Here is a 26,941-nt window from a genome sequence, read left to right as displayed (position 1 = left end):
CCACCCTGCACCAAACCCTTCCCTTTTTGCCCATTCGCGGCCAGTCTGGGCAAGAGATGCCAAAGGAGGGACCGATGGACGCCAGTTTCTCGCGCCGCAAATTGCTGACACCGACCGAGTTGCGCAGCCTGACCGAACGCTCTGACCTGCATGGGGCGCTTCAGATGGCGAGCCATGTGGGGGCCATCCTGATCGTGGGATACCTGCACGCTTTGGCGATGGGCACTGGCTGGGTGTGGGTGACGGGTTTCGCGCTCGGTGTGCTGCTCAACTTCCTCTACGCCGCGCAGCACGAGCTGAGCCATGCCACTGTATTCAGAACGCGCAAGCTGAACGAGGTGTTCGGCCGCATCATCGGGTTCATCCAGGTTTTTCCGCGCGACTATGACCAGATCATGCATTTCGCGCATCATCAGTACACGCAGGATTGGGAACGCGACGGTGAGTTGGTACGCGAGCCCTACACGCTGACCACCTACCTGCTTTGGCTGTCGGGCATCACCTACTGGCGCAACCGGGTGTTCGGTGTCGTTCGCCGCGCCCGTGGCGTGATTGTGGAGCCGTTCATCCGGCCCGAGGAAGAGGCCAAGGTGATCCGCGAAAGCCGGATTCATCTCGGGCTGTATGCGCTGATTGCCGTGGTATCGGTGGTCACAGGAAGCTGGGCCGCGCTGACATTCTGGCTGATCCCGATGGTGCTCACCAAACCGGTGCACCAGTTGCAGAACACGATCGAACATCTGGGTCTGAGCCACGAAAACGACATTTTGGAAAACACGCGCTCCACGCGCACCAACGCGATCTTCCGCTGGCTCTGCTGGCAAATGCCGTATCACACCGCGCATCATACATTCCCCGCCGTGCCGTTCTGGAAGCTGCGCGAGCTGAACGACAGGATCGAAGACAAGGCGGGCGAGGTGCATCGCATGGGCTGGATCGAGTTCCAGATCGAGGTGATCCGCAAATTGATGGCCAAGGATGAAAGCCAGTACCCGATAAACGAGGTCTGGATCGTGCCCACGACGGGCGGCCGCACCCGCCGCGTGCCGGCCGAGTGAGGCGGCTTCAGGTCTACACCTCGCTCTGGGCGATGCAGCCGCATGACCAGAGCGGTGTGAAACTGCCCTACGATCAAGTCTGCGAGATGGTCGCCGAAGCCGGGTTCGACGGCATGGCCATCGACCTTGGCGCATCGGACGTCGCGGTTGCCCACGCCGTGCGCCCGCATATGGAGGCCAACGGGCTGACGCCGCTCATCGTGGCCTTCCCCAAGACCATCGAAAGCCTTGAAGACACGCTGCACATGGCGACCGATTTCGGCGCGCCCTTCGTGGATTTGATTGGTCAGGTGATGCCCATTGCGCTCGATGACATGGTGCCGGTGATCGAAACGTGGCTGGCGATGTCGGACCGCATCGGCATGCCGATCCAGTTCGAGACCCATCGCAACTGCATCACCAACGATCTCTACGTCACGTTGCAACTGCTCGACCGCATCCCGGATATGCGCATCTGCGCCGATCTCTCGCATTACGTGGTGGATCGCGAATTCTGGTTTCCGATGTCGGAGCATGACCTTGCCCTGATCAGCCGTATTCTCAAACGCTCGGACAGCTTTCAGGGCCGCGTTGCAAGCCGTCAGCAGATCCAGCTGCAACTCGACTTCCCCCAGAACCGGAAATGGGTGGATCTGTTCAAGGGCTGGTGGCGCGAAGGTCTGGCCGATTGGCGCGACCGCAACGCATCGGGAGACTGCATTTTCGTCTGCGAACTGGGTCCACCGGAATACGCCATGACCGACGCGCAGGGGCGCGAAATGTCCAACCGCTGGGAGGAAGCACAGGTCATCAAGGGCTGGGTCCACGAGATCTGGAACGAGCTCGGCGGAGACGGGTGATCCGGTTTGACTCGGTCCGGTTTCCTGCGAAACTGCCCTTTGCCTGATTTACGAACAAACGGGATCGCCATGACCACCCCTTGCATCATCTGCGTCGCCATCACCGGCTCGGTTCCGACCAAGGCCGACAATCCAGCCGTCCCGGTCACGATTTCCGAGCAGGTCGAAAGCACTCACGAAGCCTTCGAAGCGGGTGCCAGTATCCTGCATGCCCATGTGCGCAACGATGATGGAACGACCACATCCGATCCAGACCGTTTCGCGCTGCTCAAGGAAGGGGTCGAGGCGCATTGCCCCGGCATGATCATCCAGTTTTCGACCGGGGGCCGATCCGGTGCTGGTCAGGCGCGCGGAGGGATGCTGCCGCTGCGTCCAGACATGGCGTCGCTCGCCGTGGGGTCGAACAATTTTCCGACCCGGGTCTACGAAAATCCGCCTGAACTGGTGGCATGGCTGGCCTCTGAGATGATCACCTACGACATCAAACCCGAAGTCGAAGCCTTCGACCTGTCGCATATCTTCCGCGCCGCCGCGATGTTCGAGGCCGGCGAGATCAAAGACACGCCGTATGTCCAATTCGTCATGGGCGTGAAGAACGCGATGCCGGTGGATCGCGAGGTGTTCGACTTCTACGTTCACACGGTCAAGCGGCTCTTCGGCGATGACGCGCCCTGGTGCGCCGCCGGGATCGGGGCGAAGCAGATCACGCTGAACGAGTGGGCCATCGCGGCGGGCGGTCACGCGCGGACGGGTCTCGAGGACAATATCCGTCTGGACCGCAACACGCTCGCGCCATCAAATGCCGCCTTGGTCAAACGAACCGTTGACCTTTGCGAAAAGCACGAACGCCCGGTCGCCTCATGGCAGCAGGCGCGCGACATTCTTGGGCTGCGCAGCGCCGCTGCGTGACCGCGCCCTAGGCTTTGCGGGTTTTCTAGGAGCAAGCCACCGAAAGTGGTCGGCCTGTTTTCGTTAACGAAAACATGCGATGCGTTGACGCATCGCGGCACCGCCCCAAGGCAGCAAAAAAGAAAACCCCCGCATCCTAGGATACGGGGGTTTCCAACGTCATAACGGACCGAAAGATCAGTCGTCGTCGCCCGTCTTGAGCGCTGCGCCAAGGATGTCGCCCAGCGACGCGCCGGAATCGGAGGAGCCGTACTGCTGCACCGCTTCCTTTTCTTCCGCGATTTCGCGTGCCTTGATCGACAGGCCCAGACGGCGGGTCTTGCTGTCCACGTTGGTCACGCGCACATCGACCTTATCACCAACCGAGAAGCGCTCGGGGCGCTGTTCGGCGCGGTCACGGCTGAGATCGGAGCGGCGGATAAAGGACTTCATGCCCTCGTATTCCACTTCGATCCCGCCATCTTCGATGGCCGTGACCTGAACGGTGATGATCGAACCACGCTTCGTGCCGCCAACGGCTTCGGCGAACTTGTCACCGCCGAGTGCCTTGACCGACAGCGAGATGCGCTCTTTCTCGACATCCACTTCGGTGACAACGGCCTGAACCATGTCGCCCTTGCGGTAGTTCTGGATCGCGTCTTCGCCACGCTCGTCCCAGCTGAGGTCCGACAGGTGAACCATGCCGTCGATGTCGCCTTCGAGGCCGACGAACAGACCGAATTCGGTGATGTTCTTGACTTCGCCTTCGACCTCGGTGCCCTCGGGATGCGTTTCCGCAAAGACTTCCCACGGGTTGCGCATGGTCTGCTTGAGACCCAGAGACACGCGACGCTTGGCCTGATCGATTTCGAGAACCATGACCTCGACCTCTTGCGAAGTGGACACGATCTTGCCCGGGTGCACGTTCTTCTTGGTCCAGCTCATTTCGGAGACGTGGACCAGACCTTCGACGCCCGGCTCCAGCTCAACAAATGCGCCGTAATCGGTGATGTTGGTCACGCGACCCGTGTGCACGGATTCGAGCGGGTACTTGGCAGCGACCAGATCCCACGGATCTTCCTGAAGCTGCTTCATGCCGAGGCTGATGCGGTGCGTTTCCTTGTTGATCTTGATGACCTGAACCTTGACCGTCTCGCCAATCGAAAGAATCTCGGACGGGTGGTTCACACGGCGCCATGCCATGTCGGTCACGTGCAGCAAGCCGTCTACGCCACCAAGGTCCACGAACGCACCGTATTCGGTGATGTTCTTGACCACGCCATCAACCGCCTGACCTTCGGTGAGGTTGCCAATGACTTCGGCACGCTGTTCGGCGCGGCTCTCTTCGAGGATCGCGCGACGCGAGACAACGATGTTGCCACGGCGACGGTCCATCTTGAGAATCTGGAACGGCTGCTTGAGACCCATGAGTGGGCCTGCATCGCGCACGGGACGTACATCGACCTGGGAGCCGGGCAGGAAGGCCACGGCACCGCCGAGATCGACAGTGAAGCCGCCTTTGACACGGCCGAAGATCGCGCCTTCGACGCGGGCGTCGTCGGCATAGGCCTTTTCAAGGCGATCCCATGCTTCTTCACGGCGCGCCATTTCGCGGGAGATGACCGCTTCGCCGCGCGCGTTTTCTGCGGAGCGCAGAAATACCTCGACTTCGTCGCCAACGGAAATGTCGGGCGCTTCGCCGGGGTTTGCAAATTCCTTGAGATCAACGCGGCCTTCCATCTTGTAGCCGACGTCGATGATGGCCTGGCCCGCTTCGATTGCGATGACCTTGCCTTTGACAACGGACCCTTCGTCCGGTGTGTCCATTTCGAGGCTTTCGTTCAGCAGTGCCTCGAATTCTTCCATAGATGCGTTCTGAGCCATGTGGCGTCTGTTTCCTTTACGTATCATTTTTCTGGCCGCGCGGTTGTCTCCGCCGGTCTGGGGTGATGTCCGCACTTGCGGCGAACGGGATTGGTCAAGGCGTCCACAAAACAAAGAGGGCCGGTGGTTGCCGACCCCTGCTCGATCTTCGTCTCGCGGCGTTGTTTGCCTTATAGCGACGCGCGGGCCATAGCAGAGCGTATCCCACAGCGCAAGACCGGGACGCGCGCTGACACGATATCGGCAAGGTCGCGCGTGCGATTCCGGGTTCAGGCGCGACGCCGGGCGTCGACAGCGGCGACCGCCGCCGCGATGGCGGCTTCGACATCCAGATCGGACGTGTCGATGATCACCGCATCCTCGGCCGGGCGCAGCGGCGCATCGGCGCGGTTCATGTCGCGGTCGTCGCGGGCTTTCACATCTGCCAGCACGGTCTCGAAATCGGTCTTGAAGCCATTGTCGGACAGCTCGGCCAGACGCCGCGTCGCCCGCACCTCGGGGCTGGCGGTGACAAACAGCTTCACTTCGGCCTGCGGGCAGATCACGGTGCCGATATCCCGCCCGTCCAGAACCGCACCGCCCGACCGCCGTGCGAAGGCACGCTGGAAATCGAGCAACGACGCGCGCACTTCGGGGATCACCGCCACCTTCGACGCCGCCTGTGCCACATCGGCGGTGCGCAGATCGGGGTTTTCCAGATCACCCGCCGCCAAAGTTTGTGCGGCAGCAATCGGGTCTTCCCCCTGCAACATCCGCGCGCCAACGGCCCGATACAGCAAACCTGTGTCCAGATGCGCCAGATCGAAATGCGCAGCGACCGCCTTGCTGATCGTGCCTTTGCCGGCTGCGGCGGGCCCGTCAATCGCGATGGTGAACGGGGACATCATGCGGGTTTCCGGAAGGTCATGTAATGCGGCATCCGTTTTTCCCTCAGCGCCTTCATCTCGTACCGGGTCGAATACCAGTCATCCCAAGGGTGCCGCCAATCACCCGGCCCCTCAGCGAGCCATTCGAACCCGGCCTTGGGCACTTCGATCAGTGTCTGGCGCACGTAGTCGGGAATGTCGGTCGCCACACGGAATTCGGCCCCCGGTGCCAGCACCGCGTAAAGCGGTTCGAGATGTTCCTGCGTCACGAACCGACGGCGGTGGTGGCGTTTCTTCGGCCAGGGATCGGGGTAAAGCAGGAACGCTTTTTCCACCGATCCTTCGGGCAAGACGTCGAACATATCCCGCGCGTCGCCGGGGAACACCCTCAGGTTGGTGACACCGGACTCGCGGATCTTGCCCAGCAGCATGGCCACACCGTTGATGAACGGCTCGCACCCAATGATGCCGACATCCGGGTAGGTCTGCGCCTGATGGACGAGGTGTTCGCCTCCGCCGAACCCGATTTCGAGCCAGACCGGTTTGCCGTCGAGCACCGACCCAAGATCAAGCGGTGTCCGCTCGGGGTTATCTTCCCACGACACCGGTCCGGGGCTGAGCGCGTCGAGATCGCTTTCGAGATAATCCTTCTGGCTTGGCCGCAGGGTCTTGCCTTTGAAACGGCCGTAGAAATTGCGCCACGGGGCGCCGGAAGGATGTTTGGTCTGTGTCATGGCGCGCGGTTTACCGATTGCAGCGTCCCCCCGCAACGGAGGGTTCGCGTTTTTCGGACCCAACGAAGCGTCAGGGGTCGATCCGGATCGAGCCCAGCACGTCAAGCCGATCCCCCGCGTGCCGCACGATCAGGACTTCGCCGGAACGGGTGAATTGCCCTGTCAAAGCGCTGATATTGACCTGATGGGTCACGATGAAGGGGCGGTCAGACCTGTCCTCCAGCAGGGTGAGCGCAGCGGCAGTCTGACGGTCGCGGGTGGAAAAGTCCTGAAAGAAGGAATTGAACGCGGAGACCTCCTCAACCGGGCCAAGGTTCAGAAGCATGGCCGTATCCCGACAACGGCACCATTGGCTCGTGAGAACGACATCGAAGCTGTGTCCGCGTTCTGCGAAGGCCTCTCCGATCCTCGTGGCCTGCGCCCGCCCGCGAGCATCGAGATTGCGCTGCGTCGCACAGTCGTTCACGTCGAACCCGGCCGGATCGCCAGTACCCGGCGCGAGCGCGTGGCGCATGATGGCAAACGCGCCGGGGGTGTCCAGCGCGTCCCAATCATTCGCCATGACCATCCCCGGCCACAGCAGGCCGAGGATCAGGACTAGTCGCCGGATCATAGCCGTTCGTCGAGGAACTCTTGCAGTCCCTCCCAACTGCCCTGATCGGCGACAAGATCGTAGTCACTCGATCCGTAAACGGTGAAGCTATGCCGTGCGCCGCCGAACACCTCGGCACCGTGGGTCACACCCGCAGCTTGAAGCTGATCGAGCAGCGATGCCAGTTCGGACATGCCGGACACCGGGTCGGCAGAGCCGTGGAACAGCATGATCGGCGCGCTTGCGGCGGAATAGTCCTGCCCGTCCGGCGTGCCCAGGCCGCCGTGGAAGCTGACGAAGCCGTCAAGCTCTGCACCAGCGCGCGCTGCCTCGAGAACCGCGGCACCGCCGAAACAGTAGCCCATCATCACATGGCTGTCGGTCGCGCCCGCGATGTTGGCCGCCTCTTCGATCGCGCCCATCAAACGCATGCGGAATTCTTCGCGATCACCGTACATCGCGCCAGAAAGCGCGCGATATTCGTCAACGCTCTGCGGGTCTTCGTCGGCGCCGTAGACGTCGATGGCAAAGGCCGTATAGCCCAGCGCCGCCAGCATCTCGGCCCGGCGCTCTTCGTATTCGGTCATGCCGTCCCAGTCGTGCACGATCAGAACGGTGCCCTTCGGCTCGATCGCGGTGTTGGTCGCGACGTACCCTTCGTACTCTCGATCACCGATGGTGTACCGGTGGTAATCCGCCGAAATCTCGGCCTGAGCGGCGGTTGCGGTCAGCGCCAAAACGGCAAGGCTGGTTCTGAGCATGGCTTTCTCCTCTCGCGTCGTTGATAGGGAAAACCATAGCGCGTCCGGCCAAAAGGAAAGGCCGGGACTTAGCCTTCTCCTCCGGTCACCGTCAGACCAAGGACGCGCCAGACCTGCATCCCGCCGCGATAATAGAAAATCCGGTCGGTCGGATATCCCGCCTCGATCATGTTGCGAATGGCGGTCGGGGACTGCCCGCACCAGATGCCGTTGCAGAACAGCGCGACGCGTTTTGCGCCATCGCAATCCCAACCTTCGAAATCCGGCTCGCAGCCCAGTTGGCCGAGCTCGTCAAGGATGAACGTATAGGGGATATTGACCGCCCCGGGGATCGTACCACCCGCGAACCAGTCTGGCGTTCGGCTGTCGACCACGACCGTCTCGGGGTCTTGCAGGAACTCGATCAACTCCAGCTCTCCGATGGTCGTCACACCCTCCGCCGGCGTCATCGGCTGGATGCAAAAATCTGGACAGGGCCGTGACGTGCGCGCCCATTCGCCCGTCACTTCGTTTTCGGTGTCCTGAATACGGCCGATCTCGACCGGGCCGTTCCGGGTCTCGACGGTCGCTGTGGGCATGTCCTTTGTGATGCCCACGGTCGTCTCGGCCACGGCCGTGCCTGCAAAGCCGATCAGGGCAAGGGTCAAGGCAAGATGTTTCATGATGGCGTCCTCCTCCGGGGTTTCACGTGGCCTTAGCCTAACCGCCGGAGGAGACGCTGTCACCGGCAGAACCGGTGCGTTTCCGTCATATCAGACCGATGATTTCAGCGCGTCGACCAGATCGGTGCGTTCCCAGCTGAATCCGCCATCCGCGTCGGGCGCGCGGCCGAAATGGCCATAGGCCGCCGTGCGCTCGTAGATCGGCTTATTCAGTTCCAGATGCGTGCGGATGCCGCGCGGTGTGAGGTCCATGACCTTCGGGATCGCCGCCTCGATGGCGGCCGCTTCGATCTCGCCGGTGCCGTGGGTGTCGGCATAGATCGAAAGCGGCTTGGACACGCCGATCGCGTAAGAAAGCTGGATCGTGCAGCGTTCGGCCATGCCTGCGGCCACGACGTTCTTGGCCAGGTAGCGCGCGGCATAGGCGGCAGAGCGGTCCACCTTGGTCGGGTCCTTGCCCGAGAACGCCCCGCCCCCGTGCGGCGCGGCACCACCATAAGTGTCCACGATGATCTTGCGCCCCGTGAGACCCGCATCGCCATCGGGCCCACCGATCACGAAGGTGCCCGTTGGGTTCACCCACCATTCCGTTGCCTCGTCGATCCAACCGTCGGGCAAAACCTCCCGGATATAGGGTTCTACAATCGCGCGAATGTCGGCAGAGCTTTGGCTTTCGTCGGCGTGCTGCGTCGACAGCACGATCGACGTGACGCCCATCGGCTTGCCGTTCTGGTAGCGAACGGAAATCTGCGATTTCGCATCCGGGCGCAGCAACGGCTCAGCCCCGGATTTGCGCACCTCGGCGAGACGGCGCAGGATCGCATGGCTGAACAGGATCGGCGCGGGCATGAGCGCGTCGGTCTCGTTGGTGGCATAGCCGAACATGATGCCCTGATCGCCGGCACCCTCGTCCTTGTTGCTGCTGGCGTTCACGCCTTGCGCGATATGCGCCGACTGTTGATGCAGCAGATTGGTGATCTCGCAGGTGGCGTGATGGAACTCGGACTGCTCGTATCCGATATCCTTGATACACGCGCGCGCGATATCGGGGATGCGGTCCATGTAGGTTTGCAGGCGGTTCTGATCCGACAGCCCCACCTCGCCGCCGATGATGACACGGTTCGTCGTGGCGAAGGTTTCGCAAGCGACCCGCGCTTCGGGCTCTTCGCTGAGAAACGCGTCGAGGATCGCGTCCGAGATACGGTCACAGACCTTATCCGGGTGGCCCTCGGAAACGGATTCCGAGGTGAAGATGTAATTCTGTCGGGACATGCGTGCTCCATTAGGGTCTGCCGTCACGTCAGGAAGCCGTTGTGACGGGAATGATGCTCTGCGTTACGCGTCGCGCGCAGTGGGGTCAATGGGATTGCGACGTTCCAGACCGATCAGAGTCCCAAAAACCACAAGAAGCGCCGCGAAGGCGAACCAATCGCCGGTTCTGCTGTAGAGCGTCGGAGCCAATGGCGCGGGCACCGCGACGTCGAGAAACCCGGCCCGACCGAGCGGTAGGGAGTCCACGATGCGACCCGCTGGATCAATGACCGCCGAGATGCCGGTGTTTGCCACCCGGATCATCGGCAGACCTTGTTCAATGGCGCGGAGCCGGGCCTGGGCAAGGTGCTGTTGCGGTCCGGCACGGGTGCCGAACCACGCGTCGTTGGTGATCTGAAGCAGCACATCCGGGCGCGAAGGCGCGCCGTTCACATCCTGCGGAAACACCGCCTCGTAGCAGATCAGCGGCAGCGCCCGGCCCAAGACCCCAAGGTCGATCAGCGCAGGCCCTGGCCCCGCCGAATACCCCGCATCCGCCCGCGCGGCGAGGCCGAGGATGTTGAAACGCGCAAAAAGCGATGCCGCGGGCATGTATTCTCCGAATGGCACGAGGTGATGTTTGTCGTACAGTTCGGACACCGCTCCCGTACGGTCGAGCGTGATCAGGGAATTGTAGTAGCTGCCTTCCTCCTCGCGCTGGATACCAAGGACAACCGGCGTCCCGGCGGCGGCATCGGCGATGACCTCGAGCGCGGGTCCGGCCATGTCGAGTAGGTTCGGCACGGCGGTTTCGGGCCAGACGATCAGGTCGGGCTTCGGCAATTGCGCGGTGAAATCCACTTGCCGATTGAAGAAGATCGGGATGAAATTGCGGTCCCATTTCTGATGCTGCGGCGCGTTCGGTTGGATCAGGCGCACCACCGGCCTGTCCGTCTGGTCTTGCGACCCTGGTGTCATCCAGATTGCCGCGCCGTAGAGCGCCGCGACCGCAAAAATGCCGCCGCCGACCTTCAGCGGCGCATGTGTCACCACACCCTGCGCGATCAGCGCCGCGACCAGCAGCGTGACCAAGGTCAGGCCGTGCGGGCCGATCACGGCGTGCCACTGCGCCATTCCGGTCGGTGCCCAGACATAGCCCACAAGGCCCCACGGAAACCCGGTCAGCATATAGGCCCGCGCGAACTCCAGTGCGGCCCAAGAGACTGCGATGAAGAACGGCCCGAAGCCGACCCTGCGTCCGAGCCAGAACGCAAGCGCCCATAGCAGCGCAAGCCCGGCGGCCAGTCCCACGAGGGCAAAAGGCGCCATCCAGCCGGTCGTCGCGGCGTCCACCTGGAACGGCTCGAGTATCCAGTGCAGCGAAAGCGAGAAATAGCCGACGCCGAACACCCAGCCGGTCCAGGCTGCGGATTTGGGCCTGTGATCCCAGTGCAAGAGCGCGAAGACGCCAACCAGCGCCGAGACCGCCACCCACCACAGATCGAAGGGCGGCTGCCCTAAAGCAAACGCAGCACCAAGGCACAGCGCGCCGACGCGGCGGATAAACCTCATGCGATCAGGCAGTGGTCGCGGTTGCGGCTTTGGACGCCTCACGCGCGCGGGCGTTGTCGCCTTTGGCGGTCGTGCTGAGCCGGACCCGCATCCGCTTGATGCGGCGCGGATCGGCGTCGATCACTTCGAATTCCGGCCCCTCGGGATGCGGCACGACTTCGCCGCGCGCGGGCACGTGACCGGCCAGCATGAAGACCAGCCCCCCAAGCGTGTCGATCTCTTCGCCGTCGATATCATCGTGATCGGTCAGGTTCAGCCCGATCTCGGCCTCGAACTCCTCGAGCGGGGTTCGCGCGAAAGCGAGGTACACGCCGGGCTTCTCGCGCGAGAAATTGGTGCCCTCGTCCAGGTCGTGCTCATCCTCGATCTCGCCGATGACCTGTTCGATGAGGTCCTCGATCGTCACCAAGCCGTCGACACCGCCATATTCATCGATCACCAGCGCCATATGCCGACGCTCGGTCTGCATCTTGGCCAAAAGCACGCCAATGGGCATGGAGGGTGGCACGAAAACCAGAGGGCGCAGGATTTGTGTCAGGTCGAAATCTTCGCCTGACCCGTTGAAGCCGTGCTTCAGCGCGAAATCCTTGAGATGCGCCATGCCGACAGGTGTATCGAGCGTTCCGCTGTAAACCGGTACGCGCGTCATGCCGCTTTCGCGGAACACCTTGACCAATTCATCGCGTGTGATGGTGTCAGGAACCGACACGATGTCGGCGCGCGGCACAGCCACGTCCTCAACCCGCATCCGGCGGAGATTCATCATCCCGTGGATAGGAGAGATTGCGCGTGCAACCTCTGGCGTGGGTGGATCTTCCGTGGTGTCGTCCGCACCACCGAGCCAATTGCGCAGACGTGTCACTATTCCACGTCCCTGTGTCTGTTCGTCCGTCTCATGCGCGCCGTGCGCTGCGTTAGACGAGTCGTCGTTATCGCCCATTTTTTCCTGTTCCGGTGAAGGCCAACTGGCCCGTACTATTACATATATGGGTCCGCAATACCCATTTTGCCAAGTATGCGGGTCTCCAACCCTTCCATCAGCGTGGCATCGCGGTCACGAAGGTGATCATAGCCCAAGAGATGCAAAACCGCATGAACGACCAGATGCGTCACGTGATCCGCAAGCGGTTTGTCGCCGATCCGGGCTTCCCGCAGGCAGGTGTCATAGGCGATGGCGATGTCGCCGAGACTTTCGCCCATCATCGGATCGGGTGGTGGAAGCGGATCGGGCACGTCGCCGTCGACCTCGGGGGCAAGATCGTAAGCTGGCCAGCTCAGGACATTGGTCGGCGTCGGCTTTTCGCGAAACTCGGCGTTCAGGTCCGCGATGCGGGCATCATCGCAGGCCAGAACCGCGATCTCATAGCCTTCAACGGGAAGGTCTAGGAATTTCAACGTGTTGACGGCTGCGTTTTCGGCAAGCGGCTCAAGGCCAACGGATTGCCAGCGCGCGTCCTCGATCATTATGTCGGTCAGTCTGGTCACGTTGCGCTCTTGGGGGTCAGCCCCCAAACCCCCGGAGTTTATCTGGCAAGATGAAGATCAGGGCGTTTCCGCGTCTTTTTCGTAGGCCTCGATGATCGCCGCCACGAGAGGATGGCGCACCACGTCCTTCGAGGTGAAGTAGTTGAAGCTGATTTTCGGGATGGTTTTCAGCAGGCGTTCCGCATCGGACAGACCCGACGCCACGCCGCGCGGCAGGTCGATCTGGGTGCGGTCGCCGGTGATCACCATGCGCGAGCCTTCGCCAAGACGGGTCAGGAACATCTTCATCTGCATCGAGGTGGCGTTCTGGGCCTCGTCCAGAACGACGAAGGCATTGGACAGGGTGCGCCCGCGCATGAAGGCCAGGGGCGCGATCTCGACCGTTTTTTCCTCGATCATCTTGGCAAGCTGCTTGCCCGGCAGAAAATCGTTCAGCGCGTCGTAGAGCGGCTGCATGTAGGGATCGACCTTGTCCTTCATGTCACCGGGGAGGTAGCCCAGCTTTTCGCCCGCTTCGACCGCCGGACGGCTGAGGATGATCTTGTCGACCTGGCCGGTGATGAACATGTTCACGCCCACGGCGACGGCGAGGTAGGTCTTGCCCGTGCCCGCCGGGCCGATGCCGAACGCCAGTTCGTTTTCGAACAGCGAGCGGACATAGGCCTTTTGCGCGTCGGTGCGCGGTTCTACCAGTTTCTTGCGGGTCTTGATCTCGACCGGGCCGCCTTCGAACATTTCGATCTGAGCGTCCGCGTCGACCTCTTCGGCGGCCATGCGGAATTCGCGGTCGATGTCGCCGGGTGACACGCTGCGCCCTTGTTCGAGCCGCTGGTAGAGCGCCATCAGAACATCGCGCGCCTCGCTTTGGGCGTCCGGTTCCCCGTGGATAGCCAACTGATTCCCGCGACGCAGAATCTGAACCCCGAGCCGGGTTTCGATCTCGGTCAGGTTGCGGTCGTATTCGCCGCAAAGGTCGATGAGCAAACGGTTATCTGGGAATTCTACAAGCGCTTCTGACAAGGTGTCTGTGGTCACGCGGGTCTCCGGTGCAAAGGTGTCGAGAACAGGGTGTCAAGTTCCATCACGCAGTGCAAGCGGTCACCCCTTCCGTCACAATGCATCCCCGATCAAAGATGTAGAGCCGCCTTTGAAATCACCAATAGCGGTGTTGCGTTCGCCGTTGCTGCCGGAACAGACCGGCCTGCCATTCGGATCGAGGCGCGGCGAGAGGTAGCCTTCAACGCCGTCGTCGATGATCCAGTGGTCGCAGCCGTTCGGGTCGATCCAGATCCCGGCTTGCAGGTTGCTCAGTGGCTTTTCGTCCCAACCGCGGTCGACGCTTTTATCCGGTGTCGATTGTTCGCAGGCGGTCAGGGCACCACACACATAGATCGCCATGATGATCCGTCCCATCGGCACGCTCCTTACCGCAAGCACAGGATTTCCACCCTGCGGTTCTTTGCCATTCCGGCCGGGGTTGCATTGCTGGCGATGGGGCGGCTTTCGCCGAAGCCGCGCACGGAATAGACCCGTGCACCGGATTGCTGGGCCACCTGCGCCACGGCCCGGGCGCGGTGTTCGCTGAGCGCGATATTTGACGCCTCGGACGCGCGGCTGTCGGTATGGCCTTCGATGACGAAACCGTTTGCCGGATTGGCGGCGAAGAAGCTGCGCAGGCTGTTCACGCCCCCTGGCGCGATCGCGGCGCTTCCGGTTGCGAACATCTGATCGGTGGGGACTACGGCACAGCGGCTGACCTTGTGGCAGACCGGGGTGCCATCGCGGCGCAGATGCGGGCTCATGAAGCCTTCGACGCCATCGTCCATAACCCAATGCTCACAGCCATCGGGGTCAATCCAGATTCCGGGGATGTACCGTTCGCCCTGCTGCGCGCTTGCGATCTGCGGCACGGCCAGCGCCATTCCGACGATCCAAGCGATCATACGCCCATTCACCACGCGATCTCCTCAAACAGGCCAGTACAGGGACAGGTCTGCGTCTGACCCGATTCCCGTTGATAGTACCAAAGACAGCGGTTCAGGGAAGAGCGAACCTCAAGATATCGAGAGATACGCTATATTCTGTGTCATTCGACCAATTCGCCCTTGAGCGAATTGCGACCGGACTCGACGATGCGGACCCGGCGCAGATCGCCGGGCTGAAGACCGTCCGCCTGAACGTGTACCGCATGGAGGTGGTCCGATTTGCCGACCATTTGGCCCGCAAGGCGACCCGGCTTCTCGAAGAGCACGCCGACCGACTTGCCGACCATCGCGTCCTGCGCAGCCTTCTGCTGTTCGGTGATCAGTGCTTGCAGGCGTTGCAGGCGATCATCCTTGACGTCCTCGGGCAACTGGTCGCGTTCGGCCGCGGGTGTGCCAGGGCGAGTGGAGTACTTGAAGCTATAGGCATAGCCGTAGTTGGAGGCGCGAATGATGTCCAAAGTGGCCTGGAAGTCCTCCTCGGTCTCTTCGGGGAAGCCGACGATGAAATCGCCAGAGAGCAACAGGTCTGGCTGGGCTGCGCGCAGTTTCTCGATGATCTTGAGATAGCTTTCCGCCGTGTGCTGGCGGTTCATCCGCTTGAGGATACGGTCCGAGCCGGACTGCACGGGCAGGTGCAGGTAGGGCATCAGTTTCGGGCAGGTGCCGTGCGCTTCGATCAGGTCGTCAGTCATGTCGTTGGGGTGGCTGGTGGTGAAGCGGATACGCTCCAGCTCGTCAATGTCGTTGAGCGCCCAGATCAGCCGCGCGAGTGACCAGTCCCCGCCCTCTCCGCCGCCATGATAGGCGTTGACGTTCTGGCCCAGCAACGTGATCTCGCGCACGCCACGATCGACCAGATCGCGCGCTTCTGTCAGGATGCGGTCGGCGGGACGCGAGACCTCTGCCCCGCGCGTATAGGGCACGACGCAAAAGGCGCAGAACTTGTCGCAGCCTTCCTGCACCGTCAGGAAGGCGGTCGGGCCGCGTTTCGCCTTGGGGCGGTTCTTCAGGACCTCGAACTTGTCTTCCTCGGGGAAATCCGTGTCGAGCGCCTTTTGCCCGGCGCGCGTTTTCGCCTCCAACTCGGGCAGGCGATGATAGCTTTGCGGACCGACAACCAGATCGACCATCGGCTGGCGGCGCATGATTTCCTCGCCCTCGGCCTGCGCGACGCACCCCGCGACCCCGATTTTCAGGTCAGGCTTTTCGGCCTTCAAACCCTTGTAGCGGCCAAGCTCGGAATAAACCTTCTCAGCCGCCTTTTCACGGATGTGGCAGGTGTTGAGCAGGATCATGTCGGCATCATCCGGCGTCTGCGTCTCCACATAGCCCTGACCGCCCAGCGCCTCGGCCATGCGTTCGCTGTCATATACGTTCATCTGACAGCCATAAGTCTTGATAAAGAGCTTCTTCGGTTCGGACATTTGGCCAATCCTCCGGGGCAGGGTTCAGGGCGTGGCGATACCGCATGTCACCCCTGTCTTGCAATGCACGCTTTTTTCATCGAGTCTGCGTAAAAAACCGCAGGGGATCCCTCATGCGATATGCAGGCGTAAGCGAATTTCTCTCTCAAAGCTCCGGCACATTGGCCAAGGGGCCGATTTCGCTTGTTTTTGTGGAAGACGACGTGGAAATCGACACGACCTTGCGGCACAACCTTCAGCTTGGGTTCAAGGCCGTGATCGTCTTCATGACGCCCGAGTTCACTTTGGCCGAGGATGTGGAGGATCGGTTGATCCGCGTCGACGCGAATATCGTGCGTGACGAAAACCGCGAGGCCATCATCAACGCAATGATCGCCAAGGCGCCCGGCGTCTGGTTCTACACCTGCTATAATGCGGAATACCTGTTCTTTCCCTTCTGCGAGACACGCACCATCGGCGAACTCCTGGCGTTTCACACGGAGGAACGGCGCGACGCGATGTTGTGTTATGCCATCGACCTCTATGCAGGTGACCTGGACAGACATCCGACGGCAGTCAGTATCGAGGACGCCTATATCGACAGGTCAGGCTATTACGCATTGGGCAGGCCGGATCCCACGACAACCCATCCAAAGGACCGGCAGTTGGACTTCTTCGGCGGTTTGCGATGGCGCTACGAGGAGCATGTTCCGCCAGAGCGGCGCAAGATCGACCGGATCGCGTTGTTCTGTGCGAAGCCGGGCCTCAAGATCCGCGCGGATCACACATTCAATGACGAAGAATACAACACCTACGCCTGCCCCTGGCACAACAACCTGACAGCGGCGGTCCTGACCTTTCGCACGGCCAAGGCGCTGAAGCGCAATCCGGGGTCTGCATTCGAGATCGAGACCTTCCGCTGGCACAATTCCGTGCCGTTCGAATGGCACTCGCGCCAGCTGCTGGATCTCGGTTTGATGGAATCCGGTCAGTGGTTCTAGACTGACCCTCGGTCAGTCGGCCACAGGCACATCGAGCGTTACAATCGTACCGACCGCACCGCGCGTGACCTTCAGGGTAGCTTGAAGCCCATCGCACAAACCTTCGACGATCCGCCCGCCCAAGCCATCCGAATTGGGCCATGTCACACCTTCGGGCAAGCCAACCCCGTCATCCGTGACGATGGCGCGCATACCACCATTGTCCGTGCGGACGACCCGCAACTCGACAAGCCCGGATTTCTGCTCCTGAAACGCGTGTTGCATCGCATTGGTCAGGACTTCGGACAGGATCAGACCGATGCGGACCGCCGTTTCGGTATCGACGAGCAGCGGCTCCACATGGATATTCATCCGAACACCGGGACGGCTGTCGAGATAGGCGATCGCATTGGCAACACGACCCAGATACGCGCCGAGTTTGATCTTGCCGTCATTCCGTTCCAGCGTCGCCGCAGACATCTCTTCGTACAGCAATTGCAGGCTTTCGATGCGACGGGACAAGTCCTTGAATTCGTCCGGGTCGCTGCTCTTGCGGGCTTTCATGCGGATCAACCCCAGGATCATGGACAGGTGATTTTTCACCCGATGCTGAATTTCGGCGGTGACGGTTTCGAATTGCTTGAGTCGTTCGGCCTGTTTGTCGCTGGCAACCTCGCTTTGCAATCCGACGAAATAGACGACCTCTCCATCGTCGTCGGTGACTGGCGAAATCAGCAAGGCGTTCAGGAAACGTTCTCCGTTTGACCGGGCGTTGGTGAGAACGGTTGAGATTTCCTCGCGTTTGTCGATGGCTTCGCGCAGTTCCTTGACCGTGGAGGTAGAGGTTTGTTCGCATTGCAGAAAACGGCAGTTCCGACCCAGCGCCGCCTCGGATGCGTATCCGGTCAGCCGTTCAAAAGCCCGGTTCACGTAGACAATGGGATTGTCCGGCAAGCGTGGATTGGTCAGGACCATGGCCACTGTGGAGGCGCTGAATATCGCGGTCGCGTCCTGTTCGCTGATGCTGCCTGGCTGGAAGGAAACTTCTCTGTCCATATGATTCACTCTAATTCGCAATGCGGTCCGATATCGCGATCTTCGGGCCCGGTATCAACCTGATGTGACGCCGCCAGCGGAAAGCTGCGGCGTCACCTGACGATTGATTGTCAGCCACCCGCGCGGCTTTAGTCCAGATCCTCGGTCACAATCCGGTCCTCGGACACGTTCAATTCACGCAACGCGGCCACAATATCATCAATCATCGGCTCTGGGCCACAAACATAGACCGGACCGTCGGTGTCGGTCACGATGCCGTCAAGGTACTCCTTGTCGATCCGGTCTCTCGAAAATTCACTGTCCGGATCATCAGTGACGACAAAGTGGCAATTAAGGCCCGGCATCGACGTGAAGTGATCACGCAGGATGATGTCTTTTTCGGTCTTGTTCGAGAAAACCAAATCGCAACCTTCCAGAGTCCCGTGCGTCTGCAACCGGCGCTTGAGCACGGCAATAAAGGGTGTGACGCCCGCGCCGCCAGCAATGAACACTCCGGGGCCCTTGTCCTCGATGGCACCCCAGGGATCGCCGATTTCCACCTGATCCGTCATGGACAGTTTCGCGATCTGCTCGGTCACTCCGTCATGGTCTGGATAAGACTTGATGACGAATTCCAGCGTCGGGTCCGTCGGCAAACCGGTAAAGGTGAAGGGACGCTGCTTGTCCCGCCAGCCGTCTTTGGCCAATGCAAAATCGCAAGCCTGACCGGGAGTGTATTCGTACCCATCCGGCTTGTTGAACACCAGATGATGGGTGTCGTGGGTGACGGGTTCGATGCTTTGCAGCGTCAGCGTATATGTCATTTGACGTGTCTCCTTTGGTGGAGACAACGATCAACTCAAGGCCGAGTTCCCATACAGGGTCACAGATACTCGTATTGCGGCATGCCCAGAACGTGGAACCCGCCATCGACGCGGATAATTTCGCCGGTGGTGCAGGCCCCGGCCTCAGAAGCCAGATAGACCGCCGTGCCACCCACCGCCTCAAGCGTCGCGTTCGACCGCAGCGGCGCGTTCTGGTCGGTGTGCTTGTAAGTCTTGCGCGCACCGCCGATTGCTGCCCCTGCCAACGTTTTCATCGGGCCGGGGCTGATCGCGTTCACGCGGATGCCCTCGGGGCCGAGATCATTCGCAAGATACCGCACCGAGGCTTCCAACGCCGCCTTGGCGACCCCCATCACATTGTAGTTCGGGGTTACACGGGTGGAGCCCATGTATGTCAGGGTCAGCAACGTTCCGCCGTTTTCGACCATAAGCGGATGCGCACGCCGAGCCACGTCGATGAAGCTGTAGGCCGAGATATCCAGAGAGGTCTTGAAGTTGGCCCGTGAGGTATTGAGGATCCGCCCCTGCAATTCGGACTTGTCAGAAAACGCGATTGCGTGGACCAGGAAATCAATCGTCGGCCAGCGCGCGCCAAGCTGTTCGAACGCGCTATCCAGAGAGGCGTCGTCGGTCACGTCGACATCGACCATGAAATCCGACCCGACGCTTTGCGCCAGAGGCTCGAGCCGTTTGCCGAACGCCTCACCCTGGTATGTAAAGGCAAGCTCGGCCCCGGCCTCGGCCATCGCCTTGGCGATCCCCCACGCGATGGAGCGTTCATTTGCAACGCCCATGATCAGGCCGCGCTTGCCCTCTAACTGACCTGCCATACTCAATCCACGTACTTGGACAACAACATCGACCCGTTGGTGCCACCAAAGCCGAAGGAGTTGGTCATCACCGTGTCCAGACCGGCGTTTTCCACCAATTCTGTCGCAATTTCTTCGGGTTTCAGCGCCGGATCCAGCGTTTCGACGTTAATCGACGGAATGATGAAATCGTCGCGCAGCGCGAGCAGGCAATAGATCGCCTCTTGTGCACCGGTCGCGCCCTGGCTGTGGCCCGTCATCGACTTTGTGGAACTGACCGGTGGTGTCTGGCCGTCGCCGAACACCCGACGCACCGCTTCGATCTCGCCCACATCTCCTACGGGCGTCGAGGTCCCGTGCGCGTTGATGTAGCTGACCTTGCGGCCCTCGGGCAGTGACTTGAGCGCTCCGCGCATCGCGCGTTCGCCGCCTTCGCCCGATGGCGCGACCATGTCTGCACCATCCGAGGTCGCAGAGAAGCCCGTGACCTCGGCATAGATCGTGGCTCCGCGGGCTAACGCACGGTCCAAGGATTCCAGTACCACCATCGCGCCGCCACCGGAAATCACGAACCCGTCGCGGCCCGCGTCGAAGGCACGCGAGGCTTTTTCCGGCGTGTCGTTGTACTTGGACGACATGGCCCCCATCGCGTCGAACAGGCAGGACAGGGTCCAGTCCAGTTCCTCGCCACCGCCGGCAAACATCACGTCCTGCAAGCCCAGTGCCACCTGCTGCGCCGCCATGCCGATGCAATGGAGCGACGTCGAGCAGGCCGACGTGATCGAAAAGTTCATGCCCTTGATCTGGTAGGCCGTGGCCAGGTTCGCGCTGACGGTCGACGACATCGTCTTCGGCACGGCGAAGGGCCCGATCCGTTTGGTCCCACCGGTTTTGAGCACAGTCTGATGCGCGGCCAGCATTGCGCTTGTGGAGGGACCGCCCGACCCGGCGATCAGCCCGGTCATCGGGTTTACGACCTCCTTTGGCGTCAGACCAGCATCGGCGATCGCCTGCCCCATCGCGATGTGCGCATAGGCGGCACCCGGCCCCATGAAGCGCAAGGTGCGCTTGTCCACATGCTCGGAAACATCCAGATCAATTGCGCCCGCGATTTGCGACCGAAAGCCATGTTCGGCCATATCGGCGTTCGCGCTGATCCCGGAACGGCCCGCTTTCAGGCTCGCAGCCACTTCTTCGGTATTGTTCCCGATGGAGGAGACTATCCCCAATCCTGTCACGACAACTCGGCGCATCACGGCTCCTTACAATTGTTGCAAGTGTGTGTAGGGGAATGAGGGGGGGAGGAGCAAGCAGATTGGACACGCACGCAGATAGGTTCCGGCTGACGGGACTTGCCAATCCTGTCAGCACCACATCTAGGGTTTGGATTAGAGACGCCATAGAACCGCATTTTTTGCCTGAATTACCGGCGGATCAGCGCACTTTGTGACAATCGGACTTGCGCAAATGCTGCAAATCGGGACAGAGGCGCATTGAGCGCGCGACGTTGAACCGAGGACCGCGATGACTGACCAACCCCGCCTTCAAGACCGGCCCAATTGGCTCTATCTGCTGCGCGACTACTACGAGCTCTACCGACGGCTGTCCGCAGGTGGCAGCGCCAAGATCCGCAGCCACCAGAAAACAGTGCGCGAAGGTATCAGCCGGGTCATCAAGGCGAATGCCGAAGTGCATGAGCACGAGGCCATATCAAAACCGGTGACAGCCCACTGGCGCCGGGCGCTCGACAATGGGCGGATGGAGCGTCACGCGCCGTTCATCCGGGTTCTCGAAAGCATCGAAGCACATCTGGTCTGGCAGTACGGATACGAAAAAGTCCCGCGCGGGCTTGAACGCAAATATGCTTATGCCGAACTTGTTGGCCCGACCGGCCCTGTGATAACCGACGAAGTGATCCTTGGCCTCGTCCTTTTCGCTCCGGGTTGCACCTACCCGGCGCACGCTCATGACGGAATTTCGGAAAGCTACATCTGTCTTTCAGGCGCGGTCTCCGAGAACGACCAAGGTGTCTACGCGCCGGGCTCGCTTATCTTCAATCCGCCGGAACAGCGGCACAGAATTACCGTCGCGGATCAGAACCCGGCCCTGCTCTGCTATGCATGGACCGGAAGCCGGGACAAGCTGGCAAACCAGAAGATGGTGTTTTCGCGAGGGCCAAAGAAGTAAGCGTCAGCTTTCGGACAACGCCACTTTCATGTCCTTGACCTGATAGATCACCTCACCGTCAGCTTCGACGATACCGTCGGCAACACCCATCGTCAGACGACGGGTTTGGATGGCCTTGGTGAAGTCCACCTTGTAGGTCAGCATCTTGCGGTCGGGACGCACCATTCCGGTCAATTTGACTTCACCCACACCCAGCGCATAGCCCCGCCCCTGCCAGCCGCGCCAGCCAAGGTTGAAGCCGGTCAGCTGCCAGAGCCCGTCAAGGCCGAGGCACCCCGGCATGATCGGATTGCCGGGAAAGTGGCAATCGAAGAACCAAAGGTCCGGCTTGATATCGAACTCGGCGACGACATGACCTTTGCCATGTTCACCGCCATCGCCCGAGATGTCCGTGATACGATCCATCATGAGCATGGGCGGTTCGGGAAGCTGCGCATTGCCCGGCCCGAAGAGCTCGCCCCGCGCGCATTTCAACAGGTCGTCGCGATCAAAGCTCGTCGGATAATCGGTCATTGTTGGGCAAAGCTCCCGGTTGGATTGGCGAAATCCTGAACCCTCTAGCATCGTGCGCGCCAAACGCGCAAGCCCGGTGCCCCAAGGGCGTGAGACAAGTTGTTGCAAGAAATTTATTTGAACTGCGAGCCATTCGCACCCTATATAAACCTTAGAACAAAAGCGGGATTGGCATGTCTTCACTATCCATCGAGCGCGGAACGGAATGGCTGTCCAAAGGGGGCGTACGTCCGACCCGCCAGCGCGTCGCGCTGGCTTCGCTTCTTGTCGGCGACGGAAAAAATCGCCATGTGACCGCTGAAAGCCTTTTCGCCGCAGCGCAAGATACCGGTGAACAAGTCTCTCTCGCAACGGTCTACAACACATTGCGCGCCTTTTGTGACGCAGGCCTGATGCAGGAAGTCACCGTCGATGGCGCGCGCAGCTATTTCGACACCAACACCCATGACCATCCGCATTTCTATTGGGAAGACGAAGGTCGCCTGACCGATGCCCCGGCGGACGAGCTTGAAATCGCGCGCATCCCCGGCCCGCCGGACGGTGCCGAGATCTCGAGCGTCAACGTCGTGATCAAGCTGCGTCGGACCTGAGCGTTACAGTCTTTTACAGCGCCGAGCAGTCAAACACCGTAAGGTCAAACTCCAGAAACAAGGGCTTCTGAGCCGGATAGTCTTTGACTCGATCGCAACGCTTCAGCAAATCATCGTGGAAACGGCGGATATCGCTGGAACGGCTGTTCTGCCAGAGATGGTCGAAATCGTTGACGACGAAGACATCGAAGCCGTCGGAAATCCAATTGTCCAATACCCACTCGTCCGGCTGGATTGGCCAGGCGTGAGGTTCGATGGGGAAGTCCTCATTGCGCGTTTCATCCGACTCCAGACCTGACATCGAAAACGGGGTGTTGACCCAGAAGAGCGCGTCTTCCGCGTTTTCGGTCAGTATTCGCTCCTCGGCGATTTTTGGCATGTCGATGTCATATTTCTCGGCCAAACTGTCAAAACGGTCGAACTCGCGTCGTTGCGCCGCCACCGTCTGCGGGACAGGAAGAACGATACCGGATTGGATTTTTGCGTTGGGATAGGTCTCGGCCAGAAAAGCCGCGAGACGTACCGCATTGGGCATCGCACGGGCCTGGCGCACCACATCGGCCGCACCAGCCGCCATCAAGGCGAACCCGGCAAGAGCCGCAAGAGCGACGATCACCTTCGGGAAACGGACATAGGCCCGCAGCATGTCCATTAGCACCACGGCAGCCAAAAACAGCGCGATATAGAGATTTGGCAGAAACAGGTGCTCTGGCTGCCGCGTACCGACAATCAAGGAAATGACGACAATGGATGCGAGGTTCGCCATCCAGATCGCGCCCAGCGCATCGCGATGCGCAAGCCGACACCCCTTGGCCACCAACCAGATCGGAGCCACAGCGGCAATCGCCAAGAGGACCGGGTTCAGCCCGGTCACAGCATCGCCGAAAATGCCGAATGTGATCGGAAGGCCGACGCCAAACGGATCTTCTTCGCGCAGCGACATGACCGTCTGAATCCGCTGGAAGCGCAAGAAACCCTCGATATCGAGCAGGATGCCGATATTCATGATCGGCCACAGCACCAGGAAGACCAGAACTGACAGACCGAAGGACCTGAGCGCTTGCCCCACCCCCTCACGGCGCGCGAGGACGACGATCATCCCGACAGCCAGCGGTCCAAGGACGAGCAGCGCGGATTGCTTGAACCCGAACGCGAGGGCGACGGTGACTCCGAGAATGATGTCCCACCGCCGCACCCGGGACGTGTCGATCCGCGCGAGGAACGCCCACACGACGGCCAGGCACGACACGGCAAGCCCGGTATCCCCCTTCGCGATATGCGCCATGAAGACCGCGATCGGAAAGATCACCGCAAAGCTTCCGACGATGAACGCGTGTCCGGCCGACAGTCCGACGCGGCGCGCGCAATCATAAAAGAGCGGTGCACTCAGGGCGCCAATTGCGGCAGTGACATATCTGGCCGTCACGTAGAACGGAGTGGGATCGCTGAAGTAGGCCTGCCTGAATTCGGCTGTGCCCGACCACATATCCGCCAAGAGGCCAAAGACGAACAATCCCACGAAGGCCAAGCCATTCACGTAGTTGAAGAATGGCGGGTAAAAATGTTGCGATGGCACCAACTGTCCGGTGAGAAAACGCGCGGAGTCATTGACCCGCTCATCGCCGTTGAAAAACCCGAAATCCGCGCCGGTTGCCCGCAAAAAGACGGCAACCACGAACAAACCCAAGCAAATGGCCAGATTTGCCGCTTTTTTGTCGGAATTAACCATTAGCGCTTATGCGTCCTCGGGATGAGTAAGGGCAGACGACGTGTAATGAGTGACCGCACAATACCACTGGGGCCGCACAAAAAGGGTTCTGCGCTGAATTATCAACATTTTTCGCTGGTTTGTTGCGAAAGGTGGATAGAATGACCGCTATGGCAGAGATCGTTTCCCAATCTTCTCCAACAGACACGATGGATCTGTTCGTCGACCTCGACGGGACGATGATCGCGGGTGACATCGCGGCAGAGTCGCTGGCCCATGCTGCCCGCCATATCACGGCGTTCCTGACGGCCATCCGCGCCTTTTCGTCCGGTGGCCGCGCCGAGTTGAAGCGGGCCCTCGCAGAACACGCCGCACCGGATGTGGCCACCCTGCCCTATCGGCAAGAGGTTTTGGACTACATTCAATCCGCCCGCGAACAGGGTCGAAGGGTGATCCTCGCGACAGCAGCGGACGTCACAATCGCGCGACAGGTGGCCGATCATCTGGGTCTGTTCGACGAGGTGATCGGATCGGAACCGGGGCGCAACCTGAAAGGCGCAGCCAAGCTGGACGCCATTCGCGATATGGCTCGGGGGCCGTTCGAATACATCGGCGACAGCAGCGCGGATGTTCCAATCTGGCAAGCTGCGGCCAAATCCGGCTTTGTGAACCCAAGCCGTGGCGCAATAGAGCAGATGAGACGCCGACCCGAGGCCGTGACGCTGCATGTTGAAAACAAAGTTTCGGTTCTGGGCGCTCTGATCAAGGCGATGCGGCCCCATCAATGGGCAAAGAACATTCTCGTTTTCGTGCCGATCCTTTTCGCCCACGAATATGTCTATGCCGATGTCATGCTCGCCGGGCTGCTGGCCTTTATCTGCTTCAGCCTCTGCGCCTCGGGCGTGTACTTGGTCAACGACATGGCCGACATTCAGGCTGATCGCCGTCACGCCACCAAGTTTGCGCGCCCGTTTGCTGCCGGACACCTTTCGATAAAACAGGGCATTTTCGCCGCGACGACCCTCATCGGCGGATCGATCCTGATGGCGTTCCTCTTGGTCAATATTCTTTTCGGGCTGGTTCTGGCCGGATACGCCATTCTCACGACGGCCTACACCTTTTGCCTCAAGCGTTTCTCGACGGTCGATGTCGTTGCCTTGTCGCTGCTTTACACCGTTCGGATCCTGGCGGGCTCTGCCGCGACGCTTCTCGCGCCAAGTCCCTGGCTCCTGAGCTACTCGCTCTTCTTCTTTCTCAGCCTCGCCTACATGAAGCGTTATATCGAACTGGACCAGATGGAAGCCTCGCGATTGGACGAGCGGTTGCCTTCGCGCAATTACTACGCCTCTGAAGTGCAGCTTGTGATGACATTCGGCATCGCGAACGGCGCCTTGTCGATCCTCACACTGGCGCAATACGTCAATTCGACCGCCGTCAATATCGCCTACGCAACGCCCTATCTGCTTTGGCTGATCGTGCCGATCATGATGTTCTGGACCTATCGCAGCTGGACCTGGGCCAGCCGCGGGAAAATCGGGGATGACCCTGTGGTGTTTGCCCTGAAAGACCAGATCAGCCGCATTTGCGTGGTCAGTATTCTGATCATCATCCTCAGCGCGCGGATCATCCCCGTCGAATGGGGCGCACCATGACCTGGGGGACCTTCGCGCTCGTCTTCACGAGCGTGTCACTCTCGGCCCTCGGCCAGACCGCCTTCAAGGTCGGCGTCGGACAAAGCACCACGGCGCCGGATGCCAGCCTCTGGGTCAAGACGCTTGGCATGGTTCTTTCTCCAATGGTCCTCTTGGGTCTCGCGCTCTATGGCGTCGGCACCGTATTCTGGCTTTTCGCGCTGCGTCAGCTTGATCTGTCGCTTGCCTATCCCTTCGTTGCCATGAGCTTCGTCATGGTTGCGGGTTCGGGCATGCTCTTTCTCGGCGAACCGATTCAGCCGTCGCGTGTGATCGGCCTTGGGCTAATCATCATCGGTCTACTGGTTATGGCCCGCGGTGGGTGATTCAAATCCTCTGCATTGATTTCCTGACACTCCGGACCCGCCGCTGTGATCCATTTTTGCGTTTCACTGACTAGCTAACACACTGACAGAACGCACAATTTCCACGACACTCGCCTGACACCTATCGCGTCTTTTGGCACGGAACGCCTCGCGCGCATTTTCATCAAATCCCGCCTTTAACAGCCCGTTCACACTCCCACCCCCAACAGTCGTCGTGGGGGCGTTTTGGATGAAAGACACAGAGTTTGCAACTTTTAGCAAGATGTGGCGTTACAAC

The 26,941-nt window shown here is 60.7% G+C and carries 28 protein-coding genes and 1 riboswitch; of the genes, 8 read left to right on the top strand and 20 right to left on the bottom strand.

Annotation, left to right across the window (positions count from 1 at the left end; genetic code table 11):
* Positions 1–74 precede the first annotated feature (74 nt).
* From Q1B16_RS19875 to Q1B16_RS19865, 3 genes are all read left to right on the top strand, one after another.
* Positions 75–1,058 (top strand): fatty acid desaturase, encoded by a 984-nt coding sequence (locus Q1B16_RS19875; RefSeq protein WP_299793301.1) that lies wholly within the window; start codon positions 75–77, stop codon positions 1,056–1,058.
* Complete coding sequence (locus Q1B16_RS19870) at positions 1,055–1,897, top strand: sugar phosphate isomerase/epimerase (RefSeq protein WP_299793298.1); 843 nt, start codon at positions 1,055–1,057, stop codon at positions 1,895–1,897. The genes Q1B16_RS19875 and Q1B16_RS19870 overlap by 4 nt, the downstream gene beginning before the upstream one ends.
* Before the next feature lie 69 nt (positions 1,898–1,966).
* On the top strand, positions 1,967–2,806 hold the full coding sequence (locus tag Q1B16_RS19865) for a 3-keto-5-aminohexanoate cleavage protein (RefSeq protein ID WP_299793295.1): 840 nt from the start codon (positions 1,967–1,969) through the stop codon (positions 2,804–2,806).
* A 177-nt stretch (positions 2,807–2,983) separates the two neighbouring features.
* Here Q1B16_RS19865 and rpsA read toward each other — a convergent pair whose 3' ends face one another.
* The 14 genes from rpsA to miaB all read right to left on the bottom strand — a co-directional run bounded on the left by rpsA (position 2,984) and on the right by miaB (position 16,001).
* On the bottom strand, positions 2,984–4,696 hold the full coding sequence (gene rpsA / locus Q1B16_RS19860) for a 30S ribosomal protein S1 (RefSeq protein ID WP_299793292.1): 1,713 nt from the start codon (positions 4,694–4,696) through the stop codon (positions 2,984–2,986).
* 242 nt (positions 4,697–4,938) lie between these two features.
* Positions 4,939–5,556, bottom strand: coding sequence for a d(CMP) kinase (locus tag Q1B16_RS19855; protein WP_299793289.1), 618 nt, complete (start codon positions 5,554–5,556; stop codon positions 4,939–4,941).
* Positions 5,553–6,269: a tRNA (guanine(46)-N(7))-methyltransferase TrmB gene (locus Q1B16_RS19850; protein ID WP_299793286.1), complete on the bottom strand. Its 717-nt coding sequence runs from the start codon at positions 6,267–6,269 to the stop codon at positions 5,553–5,555. The genes Q1B16_RS19855 and Q1B16_RS19850 overlap by 4 nt, the downstream gene beginning before the upstream one ends.
* Before the next feature lie 70 nt (positions 6,270–6,339).
* Positions 6,340–6,882, bottom strand: coding sequence for a histidine phosphatase family protein (locus Q1B16_RS19845; protein WP_299793283.1), 543 nt, complete (start codon positions 6,880–6,882; stop codon positions 6,340–6,342).
* Entirely contained in the window at positions 6,879–7,622 is a 744-nt protein-coding gene (locus Q1B16_RS19840) for a dienelactone hydrolase family protein (RefSeq protein WP_299793280.1), read from the bottom strand. The genes Q1B16_RS19845 and Q1B16_RS19840 overlap by 4 nt, the downstream gene beginning before the upstream one ends.
* Before the next feature lie 68 nt (positions 7,623–7,690).
* Positions 7,691–8,284, bottom strand: a complete 594-nt coding sequence (locus Q1B16_RS19835) for a rhodanese-like domain-containing protein (protein ID WP_299793277.1) — start codon at positions 8,282–8,284, stop codon at positions 7,691–7,693.
* Positions 8,285–8,374: 90 nt separating this feature from the next.
* Complete coding sequence (gene metK, locus Q1B16_RS19830; RefSeq protein ID WP_299793274.1) at positions 8,375–9,556, bottom strand: methionine adenosyltransferase; 1,182 nt, start codon at positions 9,554–9,556, stop codon at positions 8,375–8,377.
* A gap of 3 nt (positions 9,557–9,559) precedes the next feature.
* Positions 9,560–9,607, bottom strand: a riboswitch (SAM-SAH riboswitch).
* A 12-nt stretch (positions 9,608–9,619) separates the two neighbouring features.
* Positions 9,620–11,107 (bottom strand): apolipoprotein N-acyltransferase, encoded by a 1,488-nt coding sequence (gene lnt / locus Q1B16_RS19825; RefSeq protein ID WP_299793271.1) that lies wholly within the window; start codon positions 11,105–11,107, stop codon positions 9,620–9,622.
* Between the two features lie 4 nt (positions 11,108–11,111).
* Entirely contained in the window at positions 11,112–12,047 is a 936-nt protein-coding gene (locus Q1B16_RS19820; protein ID WP_299793268.1) for a hemolysin family protein, read from the bottom strand.
* 38 nt (positions 12,048–12,085) lie between these two features.
* Entirely contained in the window at positions 12,086–12,571 is a 486-nt protein-coding gene (gene ybeY, locus Q1B16_RS19815; RefSeq protein ID WP_299793420.1) for an rRNA maturation RNase YbeY, read from the bottom strand.
* 78 nt (positions 12,572–12,649) lie between these two features.
* Positions 12,650–13,627, bottom strand: a complete 978-nt coding sequence (locus Q1B16_RS19810) for a PhoH family protein (RefSeq protein WP_299793265.1) — start codon at positions 13,625–13,627, stop codon at positions 12,650–12,652.
* A 75-nt stretch (positions 13,628–13,702) separates the two neighbouring features.
* Complete coding sequence (locus tag Q1B16_RS19805) at positions 13,703–13,990, bottom strand: hypothetical protein (RefSeq protein WP_299793418.1); 288 nt, start codon at positions 13,988–13,990, stop codon at positions 13,703–13,705.
* A gap of 26 nt (positions 13,991–14,016) precedes the next feature.
* Positions 14,017–14,547 carry an OmpA family protein gene (locus Q1B16_RS19800; protein ID WP_299793262.1) on the bottom strand — a complete coding sequence of 177 codons (531 nt, stop codon included), beginning with the start codon at positions 14,545–14,547 and terminating at the stop codon, positions 14,017–14,019.
* A 131-nt stretch (positions 14,548–14,678) separates the two neighbouring features.
* Positions 14,679–16,001, bottom strand: coding sequence for a tRNA (N6-isopentenyl adenosine(37)-C2)-methylthiotransferase MiaB (gene miaB, locus Q1B16_RS19795; protein ID WP_299793259.1), 1,323 nt, complete (start codon positions 15,999–16,001; stop codon positions 14,679–14,681).
* A 113-nt stretch (positions 16,002–16,114) separates the two neighbouring features.
* Between miaB and Q1B16_RS19790 the strand changes: the two genes are divergently transcribed.
* Positions 16,115–16,981: a hypothetical protein gene (locus Q1B16_RS19790; protein WP_299793256.1), complete on the top strand. Its 867-nt coding sequence runs from the start codon at positions 16,115–16,117 to the stop codon at positions 16,979–16,981.
* A gap of 12 nt (positions 16,982–16,993) precedes the next feature.
* Here the strand turns inward: Q1B16_RS19790 and Q1B16_RS19785 are convergent, their stop codons facing one another.
* The 4 genes from Q1B16_RS19785 to Q1B16_RS19770 all read right to left on the bottom strand — a co-directional run bounded on the left by Q1B16_RS19785 (position 16,994) and on the right by Q1B16_RS19770 (position 20,902).
* Complete coding sequence (locus Q1B16_RS19785) at positions 16,994–18,016, bottom strand: PAS domain-containing protein (protein WP_299793253.1); 1,023 nt, start codon at positions 18,014–18,016, stop codon at positions 16,994–16,996.
* 128 nt (positions 18,017–18,144) lie between these two features.
* Entirely contained in the window at positions 18,145–18,819 is a 675-nt protein-coding gene (locus Q1B16_RS19780) for a flavodoxin reductase (protein ID WP_299793250.1), read from the bottom strand.
* A gap of 59 nt (positions 18,820–18,878) precedes the next feature.
* Positions 18,879–19,670 (bottom strand): enoyl-ACP reductase, encoded by a 792-nt coding sequence (locus Q1B16_RS19775; RefSeq protein ID WP_299793247.1) that lies wholly within the window; start codon positions 19,668–19,670, stop codon positions 18,879–18,881.
* Between the two features lie 2 nt (positions 19,671–19,672).
* The gene (locus Q1B16_RS19770; protein WP_299793244.1) at positions 19,673–20,902 is read right to left on the bottom strand and encodes a beta-ketoacyl synthase N-terminal-like domain-containing protein; all 1,230 of its coding nucleotides are present in this window, start codon (positions 20,900–20,902) and stop codon (positions 19,673–19,675) included.
* A 271-nt stretch (positions 20,903–21,173) separates the two neighbouring features.
* On the opposite strand from Q1B16_RS19770, the gene Q1B16_RS19765 reads away from it, so the two are divergent.
* Entirely contained in the window at positions 21,174–21,836 is a 663-nt protein-coding gene (locus Q1B16_RS19765) for a dimethylsulfonioproprionate lyase family protein (RefSeq protein ID WP_299793240.1), read from the top strand.
* A 3-nt stretch (positions 21,837–21,839) separates the two neighbouring features.
* On the opposite strand, the gene fabA is transcribed toward Q1B16_RS19765, so the two are convergent.
* A complete protein-coding gene (fabA, locus tag Q1B16_RS19760; RefSeq protein ID WP_299793237.1) occupies positions 21,840–22,349 on the bottom strand; it encodes a bifunctional 3-hydroxydecanoyl-ACP dehydratase/trans-2-decenoyl-ACP isomerase in 510 nt (169 codons plus the stop codon).
* A gap of 173 nt (positions 22,350–22,522) precedes the next feature.
* Between fabA and irrA the strand changes: the two genes are divergently transcribed.
* Positions 22,523–22,939 (top strand): iron response transcriptional regulator IrrA, encoded by a 417-nt coding sequence (irrA, locus tag Q1B16_RS19755; RefSeq protein ID WP_299793234.1) that lies wholly within the window; start codon positions 22,523–22,525, stop codon positions 22,937–22,939.
* 13 nt (positions 22,940–22,952) lie between these two features.
* Here the strand turns inward: irrA and Q1B16_RS19750 are convergent, their stop codons facing one another.
* Positions 22,953–24,614 (bottom strand): hypothetical protein, encoded by a 1,662-nt coding sequence (locus Q1B16_RS19750; RefSeq protein WP_299793231.1) that lies wholly within the window; start codon positions 24,612–24,614, stop codon positions 22,953–22,955.
* A gap of 194 nt (positions 24,615–24,808) precedes the next feature.
* Between Q1B16_RS19750 and Q1B16_RS19745 the strand changes: the two genes are divergently transcribed.
* Positions 24,809–26,299 (top strand): UbiA family prenyltransferase, encoded by a 1,491-nt coding sequence (locus Q1B16_RS19745; RefSeq protein ID WP_299793228.1) that lies wholly within the window; start codon positions 24,809–24,811, stop codon positions 26,297–26,299.
* Positions 26,296–26,664, top strand: coding sequence for an EamA family transporter (locus Q1B16_RS19740; protein ID WP_299793225.1), 369 nt, complete (start codon positions 26,296–26,298; stop codon positions 26,662–26,664). The genes Q1B16_RS19745 and Q1B16_RS19740 overlap by 4 nt, the downstream gene beginning before the upstream one ends.
* Positions 26,665–26,941: the final 277 nt, after the last annotated feature.

The organism is uncultured Marivita sp. (assembly GCF_947488135.1).
Lineage (GTDB): Bacteria > Pseudomonadota > Alphaproteobacteria > Rhodobacterales > Rhodobacteraceae > Marivita.
This window is presented reverse-complemented; position numbering and strand designations above follow the sequence as displayed.